Here is a 14,456-nt window from a genome sequence, read left to right on the forward strand (position 1 = left end):
CTGCTGAAGCGGTGCACCGAAGCGGTGCACCGGTGTGCGGTGCGCTGGGGCGCCGTGCGACATTACGTCTCAAAACGTTACGTAGGGGATGGCGATCCCGGGTGCAATGACATGGCTCCAACGTGACGGCGCCCTGTTCGATCGCTGCCGGTACTGTTCGGCGAATGAGCTCGCTTAATCTCGACGACTTCACCGATCTGATCGAGCGCCCCGACGGCGGTGTGCGCCGCGACGCGGAGGCGCGGCGGGAGCGCCAGATCGTGCCGCCCGGATCACTCGGACGCCTCGACGACCTGGGTGAGTGGCTGGCGGCGGCACAGTCCTCGGTACCGGTACGGGTGGTGGAACGGCCGCGTGTCGTGTTGTTCGCGGGGGATCACGGGGTCGCCGGGCTGGGTGTGTCGGCGCGTCCCGCCGGCAGTGCCGACCAGTCCGTGCGGGCCGTGCTGGACGGCTCCAGCCCCGTCGCCGTGCTCGCGCGGCGGCTCGGGGTGCCCGTGCGTGTCGTCGACATGGCGCTGGACTGCGAGCCGGACACGCTGCCCGACGAGGTCGCGGGACACCGGACGCGGCGCGGCAGCGGGCGGATCGACGTCGAGGACGCGATGACACTTGAGGAGGCGGAGGCGGCCTTCCTGGCCGGGGTCGCCGTGGCCGACGAGGAGGCCGACTCCGGTACGGATCTGGTGGTGCTCGGCGATGTGAGCGTGGGCGGGACCACGGCCGCGTCGGTGCTGGTGGCCGCGTTGTGCGGGACCGACGCGTCGGTCGTCACGGGGCGCGGCGGGCTGCCGATCGACGACCTGGCGTGGATGCGCAAGTGCGCCGCGGTCCGCGACGCGCTGCGGCGCGCCCGGCCGGTGCTCGGGGACCAGCTGCAGCTGCTGGCGACGGTGGGCGGCGCCGACCTCGCCGCGACGACCGGGTTCCTGCTGCAGAGCGCGGTGCGCAAGATGCCGGTGATCCTGGACGGCGTGGTGTCGGCCGCGTGCGCGCTGGTCGGGCAGCGGGTCGCCTTCCGGGCGCCGGACTGGTGGCTCGCCGGCCACAACAGCGGGGAGCCGGCCCAGGCGAAGGCGCTCGACCGGATGGCGCTGGAGCCGCTGCTCGACCACGGGGTGACCGTGGGCGAGGGGGCCGGGGCACTGCTGGCCCTTTCGCTGGTGCAGGCCGCGGCGGCACTGGCGGCGGAGCTGCCCGAGGCTCCGGAGGCATCCGAGCAGGAGGACGCGAAGGAGCCGGAGGAGTCGGAGGAGTCCGAGCAGCCCAAGGAGTCCGAGCAGTCCGAGCAGTCCGAGCAGTCCGAGGCTCTCTGACCATTGATGGACATATGGGGCATGCAGCTCAACATGCCCCATATGATCACTGTTCATGGGAGATGCCCGGCTCACGCCGAACGTTCAGCGAAGTGCCAGCACCACCGCCTCACGGCGCGCCGCCGCGTTCGCGGTCTGGTATCTGCGGGTCGTCACCTTCGTCAATCTCCTCAGCGCGGTGTGGGTCTCTTTCGGGAACGACGTGCGGCGGCACAACGAGGAGAACTTCTTCACCCCGTACCTGCTGACCGCCGGCTTCGCCTCCGGTGTGTTCACGATGTTCCTGGCGATCACCATGCGGCGCCGCAAACGGGCCGCCTGGATCCTGAACATCGTGATCAGCACGCTGTTCCTGCTGCTGTTCGGGCTCGCCATGTTCTTCGCGGAGATCCGGCAACACGCGCAGAACTGGATCTCCCTCGCCCTCACGGCCGCCTTCGTCGCCGCGCTCGCCGTCGGGCGGCGCGAGTTCTACGCCAAGGGCGACCGGTCCAACGCGCGGCTCGCCGCCGCCGTCGCGGTCGGCGGTCTGCTCGTCTCCTCGCTCCTCGCCGCGCTTCTGGTCACCGTCGCCAACCAGGCGCACGACAGCCACCGTTCGACGTTCCTGGAGCGCTGGAACTACGGCACGATGCGGCTGATCTCCGTCGCCGCCGACGACACGGGCTTCGCCGGGATCTCCACACCGAACTGGGTCGACGTCACCATCAACGTCATCAGTACGGTGCTGATCCTGGCCGTCTTCTACGCCGCCTTCCGCTCCCGCCGTGCCGTCGACCCGCTCACCGAGGACGACGAGGCGCGGCTGCGCGCCCTCCTCGACCGGAACGGCGACCGCGACTCCCTCGGCTACTTCGCCCTGCGCCGCGAGAAGAGCGTCGTCTGGTCCCCCACCGGCAAGGCCGCAGTCGCCTACCGCGCCCTGGGCGGGGTCTCCCTGGCCGCCGGTGATCCGATCGGCGACCCGGAGGCCTGGCCCGGCGCCATCGAACCGTGGCTCGCCGAGGCCCGCGCCCACGGCTGGATCCCCGCCGTGATGGGGGCGAGCGAGGAGGCCGGGACGGTGTACGCGCGGCACGGCCTGGACGCCCTCGAACTCGGGGACGAGGCCATCGTCGAGACTGCCGAGTTCACGCTGGACGGGCGGGCCATGCGCACCGTCCGGCAGGCCTACAACCGGGTCAAGCGGGCCGGGTACACCGTGCGCATCCGGCGCCACGCGGACATCCCGGCCGACGGGATGACGTCCCTGCTCCAGCGTGCCGACGACTGGCGGGACGGCGCCACCGAACGCGGGTTCAGCATGGCTCTCGGGCGGCTCGGCGACCCGGACGACGGGCAGTGCGTGATGCTGGAATGCACTGATGGGGAGGGAGAGCTGAGAGCGTTGCTCTCCTTCGTGCCCTGGGGGCCGCACGGCCTCTCGCTCGACCTCATGCGGCGCGACCGTGACTCCGACAACGGGCTGATGGAGTTCATGGTGATCGAACTTCTCCAGCGTGCCCAGGAGATCGGGATCACTCAGGTCTCACTCAACTTCGCGATGTTCCGCTCCGTCTTCGAACGTGGCGGGCGCATCGGCGCGGGGCCGGTACTGAGGCTGTGGCGCTCGCTGCTCAGCTTCTTCTCCCGCTGGTGGCAGATCGAGTCGCTGTACCGCGCCAACGCGAAGTACCGGCCCATCTGGGAGCCCCGGTTCCTGCTCTTCGAGAAGAGCGCGGACCTGCCGCGCATCGGCATCGCCGCGGCGCGCGCGGAGGGCTTCCTGGAGGCGCCGGGACTGCCGAAGTGGCTGCATCGCAGGCACCTGGAGTCGAAGAGATGAGCACGTGGACGGGCACGCACGGATGAGGTTCGGGAGATGACCACGGCCGCCCGCTGGGCCCGCGCCGAATGGGGGCGGCTGTACGTCGCCGTACGTGAACCCCTGCTCCGGCGGCGGTGGCGGGCGCTGCCCATGACGCTCGGTGTCGTGTGCCTGACCGCGCTCGTCCAGTTCACGCAGAACCAGTCCTGGGGCTACCGGCTGGTCCAGGACCTCGGTGCCGTCCGCGCCGAGGACCCTCTCCCCCTCGCCCTTCTGCGCACGCCGCTCTCCCTCTTCGTGCCCGCCCCCGACCTGCCGGTCTGGGGCGCCCTGGCGCAGCTGCTGATCGTCTTCGGCCTCGCCGAGATCTGCCTCGGCCGGTGGCGCACCCTCCTCATCGCGTACGTCGCCACCCTCGCCGGCACGCTCTACGCGCGCGTGGGGATCGCCGTGGGCCCGGCGGGCTTCCTGGGGCTGCCCGGCACGGACGCGCATGTCGTGGACACCGGCCCGTCGGCGGCCGTGGTGGGCCTCGCCGTGTTCCTGGGGTGGCGCTACCGGGCGTACATGAGCGCCGGTGCGGTGGTCGTCGCGATGGTGGTGGAGGTGATCCTGAAGGACAACCTCGCGGGCAAGGAGCACCTGGCCGCCATCGTGGCCGTACTCGTCCTGTGCGGGGTCTCGGCGACGCGTCACCGGCTCACGGGGGTACGGGCCGGGGCGGGGTCGGGCTTGCCGCCGATCAGGTCCTGGATGCGGCGGCGGGGGCCGGCCCAGCGGCGGTCGTGGCGGTAGGCGCGCAGGGTGGCGCGGGACCGGGTGCGCGGGCGGCGGCCGTAGAAGCGCTTCGCCCAGGCTGAGCCGGGGCGGGCCAGGCGGATTGCGCCGAAGATCGCGACGAAGGGGACGATCACGCCGAAGATCGCTGTGCGCGCCTTGCCCTTGCTCAGGGCAAGGAGGGAGAAGACGAAGTTGACGCCGACGCTGAGCATGGCCCCACCCCGGTTCTGGACGTCCTCGTCGCTGAGGTCGTTCACCCCGAACGGCAGGAAGCCCAGGAGGACCAGGCCGACCAGGGCTGCCGTCAGCACCACCACCTCGACGCTCTGCCGGCCGGCCTCGGTCCAGTAGACGTCGTCGAGATGCAGGATCAGCGCGAACTCGTCCAGCACCAGGCCGGCGCCCATCCCGAACAGCACCGCGCACAGACCCGCGCCGAACCCGCGCTGCCCGCTGGCCACGGCCCCGAACCCGCCCACGACGGTCAGGACGACGCCGGGGACGACGTGGTGGATGTGCATCCCGCCCGCCTTGACGTTGCCGAACGGCCCCTTGCCCGCGCGGATCATCCGGGTGACGACCCGGGTGATGAGGAACGTCAGTACGAAGGCGGTGAGCGCCAGGAGCAGCGGCAGCTTGCCCGGCTCGATGATGTTCCGCTCCAGCCAATGACCCATGTGTGCACTTTATCCAGGTATGCACCGTTCGTGACGCTCACTCGCTGCCCGCCCTGGGCCGCCCCCGCCGTGCCGGGTACTCTGCGCCGGTGTCCACGCCCCCGCCCACGGAACCTCCTGGGCCCTCCGACCCCCTCGCGTCCCTCGACCCCCTCGACGGGCTCCGGTTCGCCTTCGGCACGCTGACCGTGCTGCCCGTGCGGGTGACCCGCTGGGACCGGGACGCGGCGCGTGGCGGCATGCTGTGCGCGCCGGTAACCGGTCTGGTCGTGGGTGCGGGCGCCGCCGGGGTCGGTCTGCTGCTGCTGTTCCTGGGCGCCAGTGCGCTGCTCGCCGCCGTCGCCACGGCCGCCGTGCCCGCCTTCCTCACCCGGGGGCTGCATCTCGACGGTCTCGCGGACACCGCCGACGGGCTGGGCAGCGGCAAGCCCGCCGAGGACGCGCTGCGCATCATGAAGCAGTCGGACATCGGCCCGTTCGGTGTGCTCACCCTCCTGTTCGTGCTGCTGGCCCAGGTGGCCGCGCTCGCGCAGGCGTACGGCGACTCATGGGCCAGGGGCGCGTTCGCCGCCGTCGTCTCGGCGACCACCGCCCGGCTGGCCCTCACCCTGGCCGCCCGCACCGGCGTACCGCCCGCCCGGCCCGAGGGACTGGGGGCGGCGGTCGCGGGAACGGTACCCGTGCGCTCGGCGCTGCTGGTGGCGGTCCTGGTGACGATCGCGGCGGCCGGCTTCGGCGCTTTCTTCGGGGCGTTCGACATCGTCCGTACCGCCTGCGCGGTCATCGTGGGCTGTGCCGCCGCAGAACGGCTCCTGCAGCACTGCACGCGCCGCTTCGGCGGGGTCACCGGGGATGTCTTCGGCGGCCTCGCGGAAACGGCGGCGACGGCTGCGCTGATCGTGCTGTCACTGCGCTGAGCACTCGGCCGCTCGGCCGCTCAGTCCACGGGCACGGCGTGGGGCAGGGTTCCCCAGGGATGGTCTCCGGTGCCGGGCACCGCGCAGTGCAGGGTGGCGCCCCGCGTTCTGGCCTCCGCTTCGAGGTCGGTGTCCGGTGGGACGCCGTACACGAGGTGGCACAGGCGTGTTCCCGGGGTGCGCAGGAGATGGGAGGGCTCGGTGCGGTACGTGTCCCAGGTGCCCTCGAAGGTCACCAGGACGTCTGCGATCCTGGCGTACGAGGGATGCGGCGGGACGCCGTGGTTGAGGGCGAGGGTGCGGAGGCCGGCGCCCCAGGCCGCCGACGCCAGTCGCCGGTAGTGGTCGAGCCGGTCAGGTTCCGAGGTGACCTGGTCGAGGAAGGCCCCGTCGGCGCCGTACCAGTCGTGGTGGCGGACCAGGTCGCGGATGACGGCGGTGACCGGTCGGCGGGCGTAGTCGGTGTCGGCGTACCCGAGGACTCGTACGCCCGCCGCGCGCAGTCGGGCGGCGATGTCGGCGAACGCCGGGTCGGGGTGGTCGCCGGGGCCGTTGGCCGGGTTCAGGACCACCCCGTACAGGCCGGGCGCGGCCGCGAGGATCGCCTCCCATTCGGCGGGGCGGACGGACGGGTGTTCGTAGTACGGGACCAGGAGACTGCTCGGACTCATGTGGGAGTTGTTGTCCATTCCGTTCGACTGGTGATCCTGCTGCTCAGCGGTGGGCGGTCGCTCGGCCCAGCAGGCCGGCGACCAGGGCCGCCGGGACGCCGGCCGCCGTCCCGTAGACGGTCAGGGCCACCCAGTGCGGGCTGCCCGCGTGGGTCGCCAGGGCCAGGGCCAGGGGCTGGGCGAGGGCGGCGACGCAGCAGACCGTTGCCGCGCCGAGGACGGCTCCGACGGACTGCAGGAGCAGGCCCGTCCGGAGGACCACTCCGAGGAGGAGCAGGCCGACGAGTCCGATGCCTTCCACGCCTGAAGTGTGCGGCCAGAGGGCCGAGATGGCGAGGCTGAGGGCGAGGAGGGTGGCGAGATGGGCGCTGAGGCACTGAGGCACTGAGGCACTCGATGAGGGTGACTGCTGTGGTGCGCCAGAAGTCCTTTGACGTGCTGGTGGAGCGCAGTCCGGCAAGGCTGTTGCTGCGGAAGCGGTGCGGGAGCCGTTCGGCGGGGCCCATGCCCAGTGTGAGCGCTACGGCTGTGGGGGCTCCGCCCAGGGCCGCGTAGAGGACCAGGACGCCGCTGCCGAGGCCGAACAGGGCGTACGGGACAGAAATCGGCAGACGGGGGCCTGAGGTTGTTGGTCGCCTGCGGCCCAGTGGGGGCTTGTCGCGCAGTTCCCCGCGCCACTTCAAGACGGCGAGGAACACGACCACGGCCAGGGAACCGAGCAGGAGAGCGAGTCTCGCCTCGTCCGGTACGGGCCGGATCATCGTCAGGACCGCGCCCGCTGCCATCGGCGACAGCGCGGCGAGCAGGGTGCGTTCGCGGCCCAGGACGAGCAGGGCCGTTGCTGCGGCGAGGTAGCAGGACTGGCCTGCGGCGAAGGCGACCGCGCCGATGCCGGCGGCGCCGATGGCCGAGAGGGCCACCAGGGAGCCGAGGAGTGCCCCGACGGGAGCGCCGGTCAGGAGGGAGTGTCGAGCCGCCGAGCGGTCGCCCAGGCTGAGCCAGGAGTACGCCCGGTGGGCCAGGCCCTGGTTCCAGGTCCAGCCGACCAGGGCGCCGGTGAGGAGCGGGCCGGTGCCGGCCGGGAGGCCGAAGCCCTCGCGGGGACCGGCCAGGAGCGGGGCCCCGAGGACGTGGCCGAGGCCGGGGAGGGCGAAGACGACGCCTCTCAGGAGGCAGCCCAACAGGCCTGTCTGCCAGGGGTCGTGGGCCGGACCCTCGGGTTCGGGATGGCGGCGCTCGACCCGGTCGTACAACTCCTCGGCGAGTGCGAAGGAGTTCATGACGCCGTACCGCTCGCGTATCCGGTGGTCCGACAGTCCGTCGGACTCCAGGAGGGCGGCTATCTCGTCCGGGTGGACGGCAGCGGCTATGAAGTCGTCCAGTCGGGCCGCGAGTTGGTCTATCGGATCGGGCTCCGCCCAGCTGGGGGTGGTGCGCTGCCGGGGAATGGCCGGGAGCGTGCCGGGGCCCGCTCCGGGCGGCATCCAGACGCTTCCGCTCACCAGCCGGCTCCTTCCGTCGCGACGGCCTCGTACCAGGGGTCGCGCAGTTCGACGGTGCGCGTAGTGCGGACGCGGGTCGCCCGGGATGGCCTGCCCGAGCGCGGTGCGCGCCTCCTGCCGGACGATGTACGACAGATAGCCGGTGTCGGTGTCCAGCGGCTGGTCCAGGCAGGTGGACGTGGGGTTGTTCTCGCAGATGCCGCTGCCGCCGTCGGCCGCCGAGGCGTAGATCCAGTCGTACTCGTCGGCCATCTCGGCTTTCGTACCCGTGTTGCAGTACACGTTCATCGGATAGCGGGGCACGGTCAGTGTGCTGCTGCCCGCCGAACGCTGCTGCGGCTCACGGGAGTTGTCGGAGGCGGTCCACTGGATGCCGTTGTCGGCGAGGTCGCCCGCGAGGTTCGGGTTGCCGTCGGGCTGCTGCGGGGGGAAGTGACCATGACTCCACCACCGGGTGAACGCTCGCAGGAATGAGCGAACACGGCCGCCGAGCGTAGGCTCGTGCCGGGTGTACCACCCCCGGTACGGACCTTCCCCCACGGCCGGATTTAGGGTCGCTTGTCGGGCCTGGTCGACCCATTCCACTCGGCCACAGAAGTTTTCAGACGGAAGCGAGAATTCACCACCGTGACTGCTCTCACTCTCAGCACCGCCGCGGCGCCCGGCCTTCGGGCCGACGCGATCGTCGTCGGTGTCGCCAAGGGCGCCAAGGGACCGGTCGTCGCACCGGGCGCCGAGGCCGTGGACAAGGCGTACGACAGCAAGCTCGCCGACGTCCTGGGGACCCTCGGCGCCTCCGGCGCGGAGGGCGAGGTGACCAAGCTGCCCGCCCCGGCCGGCTTCAAGGCACCCGTCGTCGTGGCCGTGGGCCTGGGCGCACTGCCCGAGAAGGACGAGACCTTCGGCGCCGAGTCCCTGCGCCGGGCCGCCGGTGTGGCCGCCCGCACCCTCGCCGGCGCCAAGAAGGCCGCCTTCGCCCTGCCGATCGAGGATGCCGCCGACGCCGGCGCCATCGGCGAGGGAGCGCTCCTCGGGGCGTACACCTTCGACGCGTACAAGGAGATCGGCAAGGACGCCAAGAACGGCAAGGCGGCGCTCGGCGAGGTCGCTCTGCTCGGCGGCAAGCCCCGCGACGCCGCGTACAAGGCGGCCGTCGCCCGCGCCACCGCGGTGTCCGAGGAACTCAACCGCGCCCGCGACCTGATCAACACCCCGCCGAACGACCTCAACCCGGAGGCCTTCGCCGCCGTCGCGCAGGCCGCGGCCGAGGAGCACGGCATCCAGGTCGAGGTGCTGGACGTGGCGGCGCTGGAGGAGGGCGGCTACGGCGGCATCCTCGGCGTCGGCATCGGCTCCGCCGCCGGGCCCCGGCTGGTGAAGCTGACGTACACGCACGAGGCCGCGAGCAAGCACCTCGCGTACGTCGGCAAGGGCATCACCTACGACTCGGGCGGCATCTCGCTCAAGCCCGCCGGGCACAACGAGACGATGAAGTGCGACATGAGCGGTGCGGCGGCGGTCTTCGCCGCGGTCGTCGCCGCCGCACGGCTCGGCCTCCAGGTCAACGTCACCGGCTGGCTGGCGCTCGCCGAGAACATGCCGTCCGGCACCGCCACGCGCCCGGGTGACGTGCTGCGCATGTACAGCGGCAAGACCGTCGAGGTCCTCAACACCGACGCCGAGGGCCGTCTCGTCCTCGCGGACGCCCTGTGGGCCGCGTCGGCGGAGAAGCCGGACGCGATCGTCGACGTGGCGACGCTGACCGGCGCGATGATGCTGGCCCTGGGCAACCGGACGTACGGGATCATGGCGAACGACGACGCGTTCCGCTCCGCGGTGCACGAGGCGGCGGAGGAGGTCGGGGAGCCGGCGTGGCCGATGCCGCTGCCGGACCACCTGAAGAAGGGCATGGAGTCCCCCACGGCCGACATCGCGAACATGGGTGAGCGGTACGGCGGCGGGCTGGTCGCCGGTCTGTTCCTGCGGGAGTTCGTGGGTGAGGGGATCACCTGGGCGCACCTCGACATCGCGGGGCCCGCGTTCAACGAGGGCGGGCCTTTCGGTTACACACCCAAGGGCGGTACCGGGACCGCGGTTCGTACGCTGGTGCGGCTGGCCGAGCTGACCGCCGTCGGCGATCTGGGCTGAAGGTGCTTCTGGTGACGGGACCTCGCGTGCGGGTAGTGCCGAGGTCCCGTCACGGCCTATCGGGTCGGTCGTGCGCGTCGTATCGCGAGTGCGGGTCGTGTGCGGCTTGTCGCGCCCCTGTCGGGTGGGGCGTCTCTCACAGTCACCCGGCGTCTCGTCCACGCCCGACAAGTGCGAAGATGGCCTCGGCAGGATAGGGCCCCCACCACAGGGCCGAAGAAAGAGCGGCCGGACACCAGCCGCCGCCCGGTCACTGACGACCGGCGTACGGCGCAATGCATGGAGGACGTGACGTGGCGAACGACGCCAGCACCGTTTTCGACCTAGTGATTCTCGGCGGTGGCAGTGGCGGTTACGCCGCGGCCCTGCGCGGGGCCCAGCTGGGGCTCGACGTCGCCCTGATCGAGAAGGACAAGGTCGGCGGTACCTGCCTGCACCGGGGATGCATCCCCACCAAGGCCCTGCTCCACGCGGGCGAGATCGCCGACCAGGCTCGCGAGAGCGAGCAGTTCGGCGTGAAGGCCACCTTCGAGGGCATCGACGTCCCGGCGGTCCACAAGTACAAGGACGAGGTCATCTCGGGCCTGTACAAGGGACTCCAGGGCCTCGTCGCCTCCCGCAAGGTCACCTACATCGAGGGTGAGGGGCGACTCTCCTCCCCCACCTCCGTCGACGTGAACGGGCAGCGGATCCAGGGCCGCCACGTCCTGCTGGCGACCGGCTCCGTGCCGAAGTCGCTGCCGGGCCTGGAGATCGACGGCAACCGGATCATCTCCTCGGACCACGCCCTCGTCCTGGACCGGGTGCCGGAGTCGGCCATCGTCCTCGGCGGCGGTGTCATCGGCGTCGAGTTCGCGTCCGCGTGGAAGTCCTTCGGTACGGACGTCACGATCATCGAGGGCCTCAAGCACCTGGCCCCCCTCGAGGACGAGAACTCCTCCAAGCTTCTTGAGCGCGCGTTCCGCAAGCGCGGCATCAAGTTCAACCTGGGCACCTTCTTCTCGAAGGCCGAGTACACCGCGAACGGTGTCAAGGTCACCCTCGCCGACGGCAAGGAGTTCGAGGCCGAGGTGCTGCTCGTCGCCGTCGGCCGCGGCCCGGTCTCGGCCGGCCTCGGCTACGAGGAGCAGGGCGTCGCGATGGACCGCGGTTACGTCCTGGTCGACGAGTACATGCGGACGAACGTGCCGACCATCTCGGCCGTCGGTGACCTCGTCCCGACGCTCCAGCTCGCGCACGTCGGCTTCGCCGAGGGCATCCTGGTGGCGGAGCGTCTGGCCGGTCTGAAGGCCGTCCCGATCGACTACGACGGCGTGCCCCGGGTGACGTACTGCCACCCCGAGGTCGCCTCCGTGGGCATCACCGAGGCCAAGGCCAAGGAGATCTACGGTGCGGACAAGGTCGTCGCTCTGAAGTACAACCTCGCGGGCAACGGCAAGAGCAAGATCCTCAAGACCGCGGGCGAGATCAAGCTCGTCCAGGTCAAGGACGGTGCCGTGGTCGGCGTCCACATGGTCGGCGACCGCATGGGCGAGCAGGTCGGCGAAGCCCAGCTGATCTACAACTGGGAGGCGCTGCCGGCCGAGGTCGCGCAGCTCATCCACGCCCACCCGACGCAGAGCGAGGCGCTCGGCGAGGCCCACCTGGCCCTGGCCGGCAAGCCGCTGCACTCCCACGACTGACCCTCGGTCGACGGACGACGACACAGACTTCCGCAATTCGTAAGGAGCAACCGAAACCATGGCGGTTTCCGTAACCCTTCCGGCGCTCGGTGAGAGCGTCACCGAGGGCACTGTCACCCGCTGGCTGAAGGCCGAGGGCGAGCGCGTCGAGGCCGACGAGCCGCTGCTGGAGGTGTCGACCGACAAGGTCGACACCGAGATCCCCTCGCCCGTCTCCGGCATCCTCGCCTCCATCAAGGTCGCCGAGGACGAGACCGTGGAGGTCGGCGCCGAGCTGGCCCTCATCGACGACGGCAGCGGCGCCCCCGCTGCCGCCCCGGCCCCGGCCGCCGAGCCCGTCGCGGCTCCGGCAGCTCCGGCTGCCCCGGCCCCCGTGGCCGAGGCGCCGGCCGCCCCCGCCGCCCCGGCTCCCGTGGCTGCCCCCGCCGCCCCTGCCGGTGGCGCCAGTGGCACCGACGTCACCCTCCCCGCTCTCGGTGAGAGCGTCACCGAGGGCACCGTCACCCGCTGGCTGAAGTCGGTCGGCGACAGCGTCGACGCCGACGAGCCGCTGCTGGAGGTGTCGACCGACAAGGTCGACACCGAGATCCCGTCGCCCGTCTCCGGTGTACTCCTGGAGATCGTGGTCGGCGAGGACGAGACGGCCGAGGTCGGCGCCAGGCTGGCCGTGATCGGCGCCGCAGGTGCCGCTCCGGCGGCTGCTCCGGCTCCGGCCGCCCCGGCTCCGGCGCCCGCCGCCGCTGCCCCGGCGCCCGCTCCGGTGGCCCCGGCCGCGCCCGTCGCGCCCCCGGCCCCCGTGTCCCCGGCCGCTCCGGCGCCCGCGCCGGCTCCGGTCAAGGCCGCGGCTCCGGTCGCTCCCCCGGCGCCCGCGCCGGTCGCCCCGGCTCCTGCCGCCGCCGCGCCCGCCGCCACCTCCGGTGACGACGGTGCCTACGTCACCCCGCTGGTGCGCAAGCTCGCCGCCGAGAACGGCGTCGACCTGGGCACCGTCAAGGGCACCGGCGTCGGCGGTCGTATCCGCAAGCAGGACGTCCTGGCCGCCGCCGAGGCCGCGAAGGCCGCTGCGGCTGCTCCGGCGCCCGCTGCTGCCGCTGCCGCCCCGGCTGCCTCCACGGCGCGCAAGACCCCCGTCCTGGAGGTCTCGCCGCTGCGTGGCCAGACGGTCAAGATGACCCGCATCCGCAAGGTCATCGGCGACAACATGGTCAAGGCGCTGCGCGAGCAGGCGCAGCTGTCCTCGGTCGTCGAGGTCGACATCACCCGTCTGATGAAGCTCCGCGCGCAGGCGAAGGACTCCTTCGCGGCGCGCGAGGGCGTCAAGCTCTCCCCGATGCCGTTCTTCGTGAAGGCGGCGGCCCAGGCGCTGAAGGCCTACCCGGTCATCAACGCCCGGATCAACGAGGCAGAGGGCACGATCACCTACTTCGACACCGAGAGCATCGGTATCGCGGTGGACTCCGAGAAGGGCCTGATGACCCCGGTCATCAAGCACGCGGGCGACCTCAACATCGCCGGTATCTCCAAGGCGACGGCCGAACTCGCGGGCAAGGTCAGGGCCAACAAGATCACCCCGGACGAGCTGTCCGGCGCGACCTTCACCATCTCCAACACCGGCTCGCGCGGCGCGCTCTTCGACACGATCATCGTGCCGCCGAACCAGGTCGCGATCCTGGGCATCGGCGCGACGGTCAAGCGCCCTGCGGTCATCGAGACGGAGGAGGGCACGGTCATCGGCGTACGCGACATGACGTACCTGACCCTGTCCTACGACCACCGCCTGGTCGACGGCGCCGACGCGGCCCGTTACCTGACGGCCGTCAAGGCGATCCTGGAGGCGGGCGAGTTCGAGGTCGAGCTCGGCCTGTAACCAGCCGCCCGGCTTGTACGTGTACGACGGTGCCCCGTCCGGAGTCCTCCGGACGGGGCACCGTCGTTTCCCCTCCGCTTTCTCCCCCCGGACCTCCGTACGTGCTGTGGCGTGGGCCCTGTCCGGTCTGTAACGCTCGTCTCACGTTCGGCCGCACTCACGCCCGGAACCCCTCTGGGCAGGGACGCGGCCGTATTGTCTATAGGTCAATGCCCCTGGGGCCGAAGCCCCTCCCTCAAGGAGCCCTCATGACCGCGCCCGTCGTCCACTCGCTGCGCGAGCAGATCCGCGAGCACATCGTGGAGGGGATCGTCAGTGGGCGCTGGAAGCCGGGCGAGCGGATCGTCGAGCGTCGGATCGCGACCGAGCTGGAGGTCAGCCAGACCCCCGTACGGGAGGCGCTGCGGGAGCTGGAGTCGCTGCGGCTGATCGAGTCGGCCCCCAACAAGGGCGTACGCGTACGGAATCTGACCGCCGCCGACCTGGAGGAGAGCTATCCCGTCCGGGCCGGTCTGGAGGCCATCGCGGCGGAGCTGGCGGCCGGGAAGCTGGCGGACGACTGCTCGGCCCTCGAACCGCATGTCGCCGCCCTGTACGAGGCCGACCGAGCGTCGGACGGAACGGGCCAGGTCCGGCACACCGTGGGGTTCCACCGCGAGATGGTGCGCGCGGCCGGGAACTCGGTGCTGCTGCACACCTGGGAGGGGCTGGGCATCGAGGTGTTCACAGCCCTGTCGATCCGCTGGCTGGGGACGGTCCAGCAGTCGTACGCGGAGGAGCACGAGGAGCTGGTCGCCGCGTTCCGCCGCCGGGATCCACGGATCGCCGAGCTGGTGAAGGCCCATGTGCTGGGCTGCGCGCCGCGCCCCTGAGGCAGCCGAGCCCGCAGCCGCTCACCTGGGAAAACGGCCAAAAACACGGCACCCCGTGCCCGCCTGAAAGGCACCCCGTGCCTACTTTCTCGTGATCAAGAGGTTTTGCCTCTCAACCCTTTGATCGATCATCGATCAGCGAGTTAGAGTCGCCGACAGGACCCGAGGCGGAGCCACAAAATCGACACCGCCAAGGGTCCGCAGCCCTGTCCTGCCA

At 71.5% G+C, this 14,456-nt stretch carries 10 protein-coding genes and 1 pseudogene; 8 read left to right on the forward strand and 3 right to left on the reverse strand.

The window, feature by feature from the left end:
* The first annotated feature begins 164 nt into the window (after positions 1-164).
* From cobT to OHN74_RS10970, 3 genes are read left to right on the forward strand one after another with little or no spacing between them, the layout of a single operon-like run.
* Complete coding sequence (cobT, locus tag OHN74_RS10960) at positions 165-1,316, forward strand: nicotinate-nucleotide--dimethylbenzimidazole phosphoribosyltransferase (RefSeq protein WP_327694357.1); 1,152 nt, start codon at positions 165-167, stop codon at positions 1,314-1,316.
* Between the two features lie 55 nt (positions 1,317-1,371).
* Positions 1,372-3,141, forward strand: coding sequence for a phosphatidylglycerol lysyltransferase domain-containing protein (locus OHN74_RS10965; protein WP_327694358.1), 1,770 nt, complete (start codon positions 1,372-1,374; stop codon positions 3,139-3,141).
* Between the two features lie 36 nt (positions 3,142-3,177).
* Positions 3,178-3,918 (forward strand): hypothetical protein, encoded by a 741-nt coding sequence (locus OHN74_RS10970; RefSeq protein WP_327694359.1) that lies wholly within the window; start codon positions 3,178-3,180, stop codon positions 3,916-3,918.
* On the opposite strand, the gene OHN74_RS10975 is transcribed toward OHN74_RS10970, so the two are convergent.
* The gene (locus OHN74_RS10975) at positions 3,816-4,580 is read right to left on the reverse strand and encodes a hypothetical protein (protein ID WP_327694360.1); all 765 of its coding nucleotides are present in this window, start codon (positions 4,578-4,580) and stop codon (positions 3,816-3,818) included. The two genes, OHN74_RS10970 and OHN74_RS10975, sit on opposite strands and share 103 nt — an antisense overlap.
* Positions 4,581-4,669: 89 nt before the next feature.
* Here OHN74_RS10975 and OHN74_RS10980 point away from each other — a divergent pair, with 89 nt between their 5' ends.
* Positions 4,670-5,497 (forward strand): adenosylcobinamide-GDP ribazoletransferase, encoded by an 828-nt coding sequence (locus OHN74_RS10980; RefSeq protein WP_443060366.1) that lies wholly within the window; start codon positions 4,670-4,672, stop codon positions 5,495-5,497.
* A gap of 20 nt (positions 5,498-5,517) precedes the next feature.
* Here the strand turns inward: OHN74_RS10980 and OHN74_RS10985 are convergent, their stop codons facing one another.
* On the reverse strand, positions 5,518-6,168 hold the full coding sequence (locus OHN74_RS10985; protein WP_327694361.1) for a spherulation-specific family 4 protein: 651 nt from the start codon (positions 6,166-6,168) through the stop codon (positions 5,518-5,520).
* A 1,553-nt stretch (positions 6,169-7,721) separates the two neighbouring features.
* Positions 7,722-8,096, reverse strand: a pseudogene (locus OHN74_RS10990) (hypothetical protein); the annotation flags it as partial.
* Between the two features lie 201 nt (positions 8,097-8,297).
* Here OHN74_RS10990 and OHN74_RS10995 point away from each other — a divergent pair.
* The 4 genes from OHN74_RS10995 (at position 8,298) to OHN74_RS11010 (ending at position 14,239) form a co-directional block, all read left to right on the forward strand.
* Positions 8,298-9,818 (forward strand): leucyl aminopeptidase, encoded by a 1,521-nt coding sequence (locus OHN74_RS10995; protein ID WP_327694362.1) that lies wholly within the window; start codon positions 8,298-8,300, stop codon positions 9,816-9,818.
* A gap of 293 nt (positions 9,819-10,111) precedes the next feature.
* Positions 10,112-11,500: a dihydrolipoyl dehydrogenase gene (gene lpdA / locus OHN74_RS11000; RefSeq protein WP_327694363.1), complete on the forward strand. Its 1,389-nt coding sequence runs from the start codon at positions 10,112-10,114 to the stop codon at positions 11,498-11,500.
* Between the two features lie 58 nt (positions 11,501-11,558).
* On the forward strand, positions 11,559-13,367 hold the full coding sequence (sucB, locus tag OHN74_RS11005) for a 2-oxoglutarate dehydrogenase, E2 component, dihydrolipoamide succinyltransferase (protein ID WP_327694364.1): 1,809 nt from the start codon (positions 11,559-11,561) through the stop codon (positions 13,365-13,367).
* Positions 13,368-13,615: 248 nt separating this feature from the next.
* Entirely contained in the window at positions 13,616-14,239 is a 624-nt protein-coding gene (locus tag OHN74_RS11010; RefSeq protein WP_164324286.1) for a GntR family transcriptional regulator, read from the forward strand.
* The last annotated feature ends 217 nt before the right edge of the window (positions 14,240-14,456 follow it).

The organism is Streptomyces sp. NBC_00459, from assembly GCF_036013955.1.
Lineage (GTDB): Bacteria > Actinomycetota > Actinomycetes > Streptomycetales > Streptomycetaceae > Streptomyces.

Bases quoted from the DNA above. Each gene is read 5' to 3' on its own strand.
- OHN74_RS11010 (WP_164324286.1), top strand. From the start codon at position 13,616: ATGACCGCGCCCGTCGTCCACTCGCTGCGCGAGCAGATCCGCGAGCAC.
- sucB (WP_327694364.1), top strand. From the start codon at position 11,559: ATGGCGGTTTCCGTAACCCTTCCGGCGCTCGGTGAGAGCGTCACCGAG.
- OHN74_RS10970 (WP_327694359.1), top strand. From the start codon at position 3,178: ATGACCACGGCCGCCCGCTGGGCCCGCGCCGAATGGGGGCGGCTGTAC.
- cobT (WP_327694357.1), top strand. From the start codon at position 165: ATGAGCTCGCTTAATCTCGACGACTTCACCGATCTGATCGAGCGCCCC.
- OHN74_RS10975 (WP_327694360.1), bottom strand. From the start codon at position 4,580: ATGGGTCATTGGCTGGAGCGGAACATCATCGAGCCGGGCAAGCTGCCG.
- OHN74_RS10985 (WP_327694361.1), bottom strand. From the start codon at position 6,168: ATGAGTCCGAGCAGTCTCCTGGTCCCGTACTACGAACACCCGTCCGTC.
- OHN74_RS10965 (WP_327694358.1), top strand. From the start codon at position 1,372: ATGGGAGATGCCCGGCTCACGCCGAACGTTCAGCGAAGTGCCAGCACC.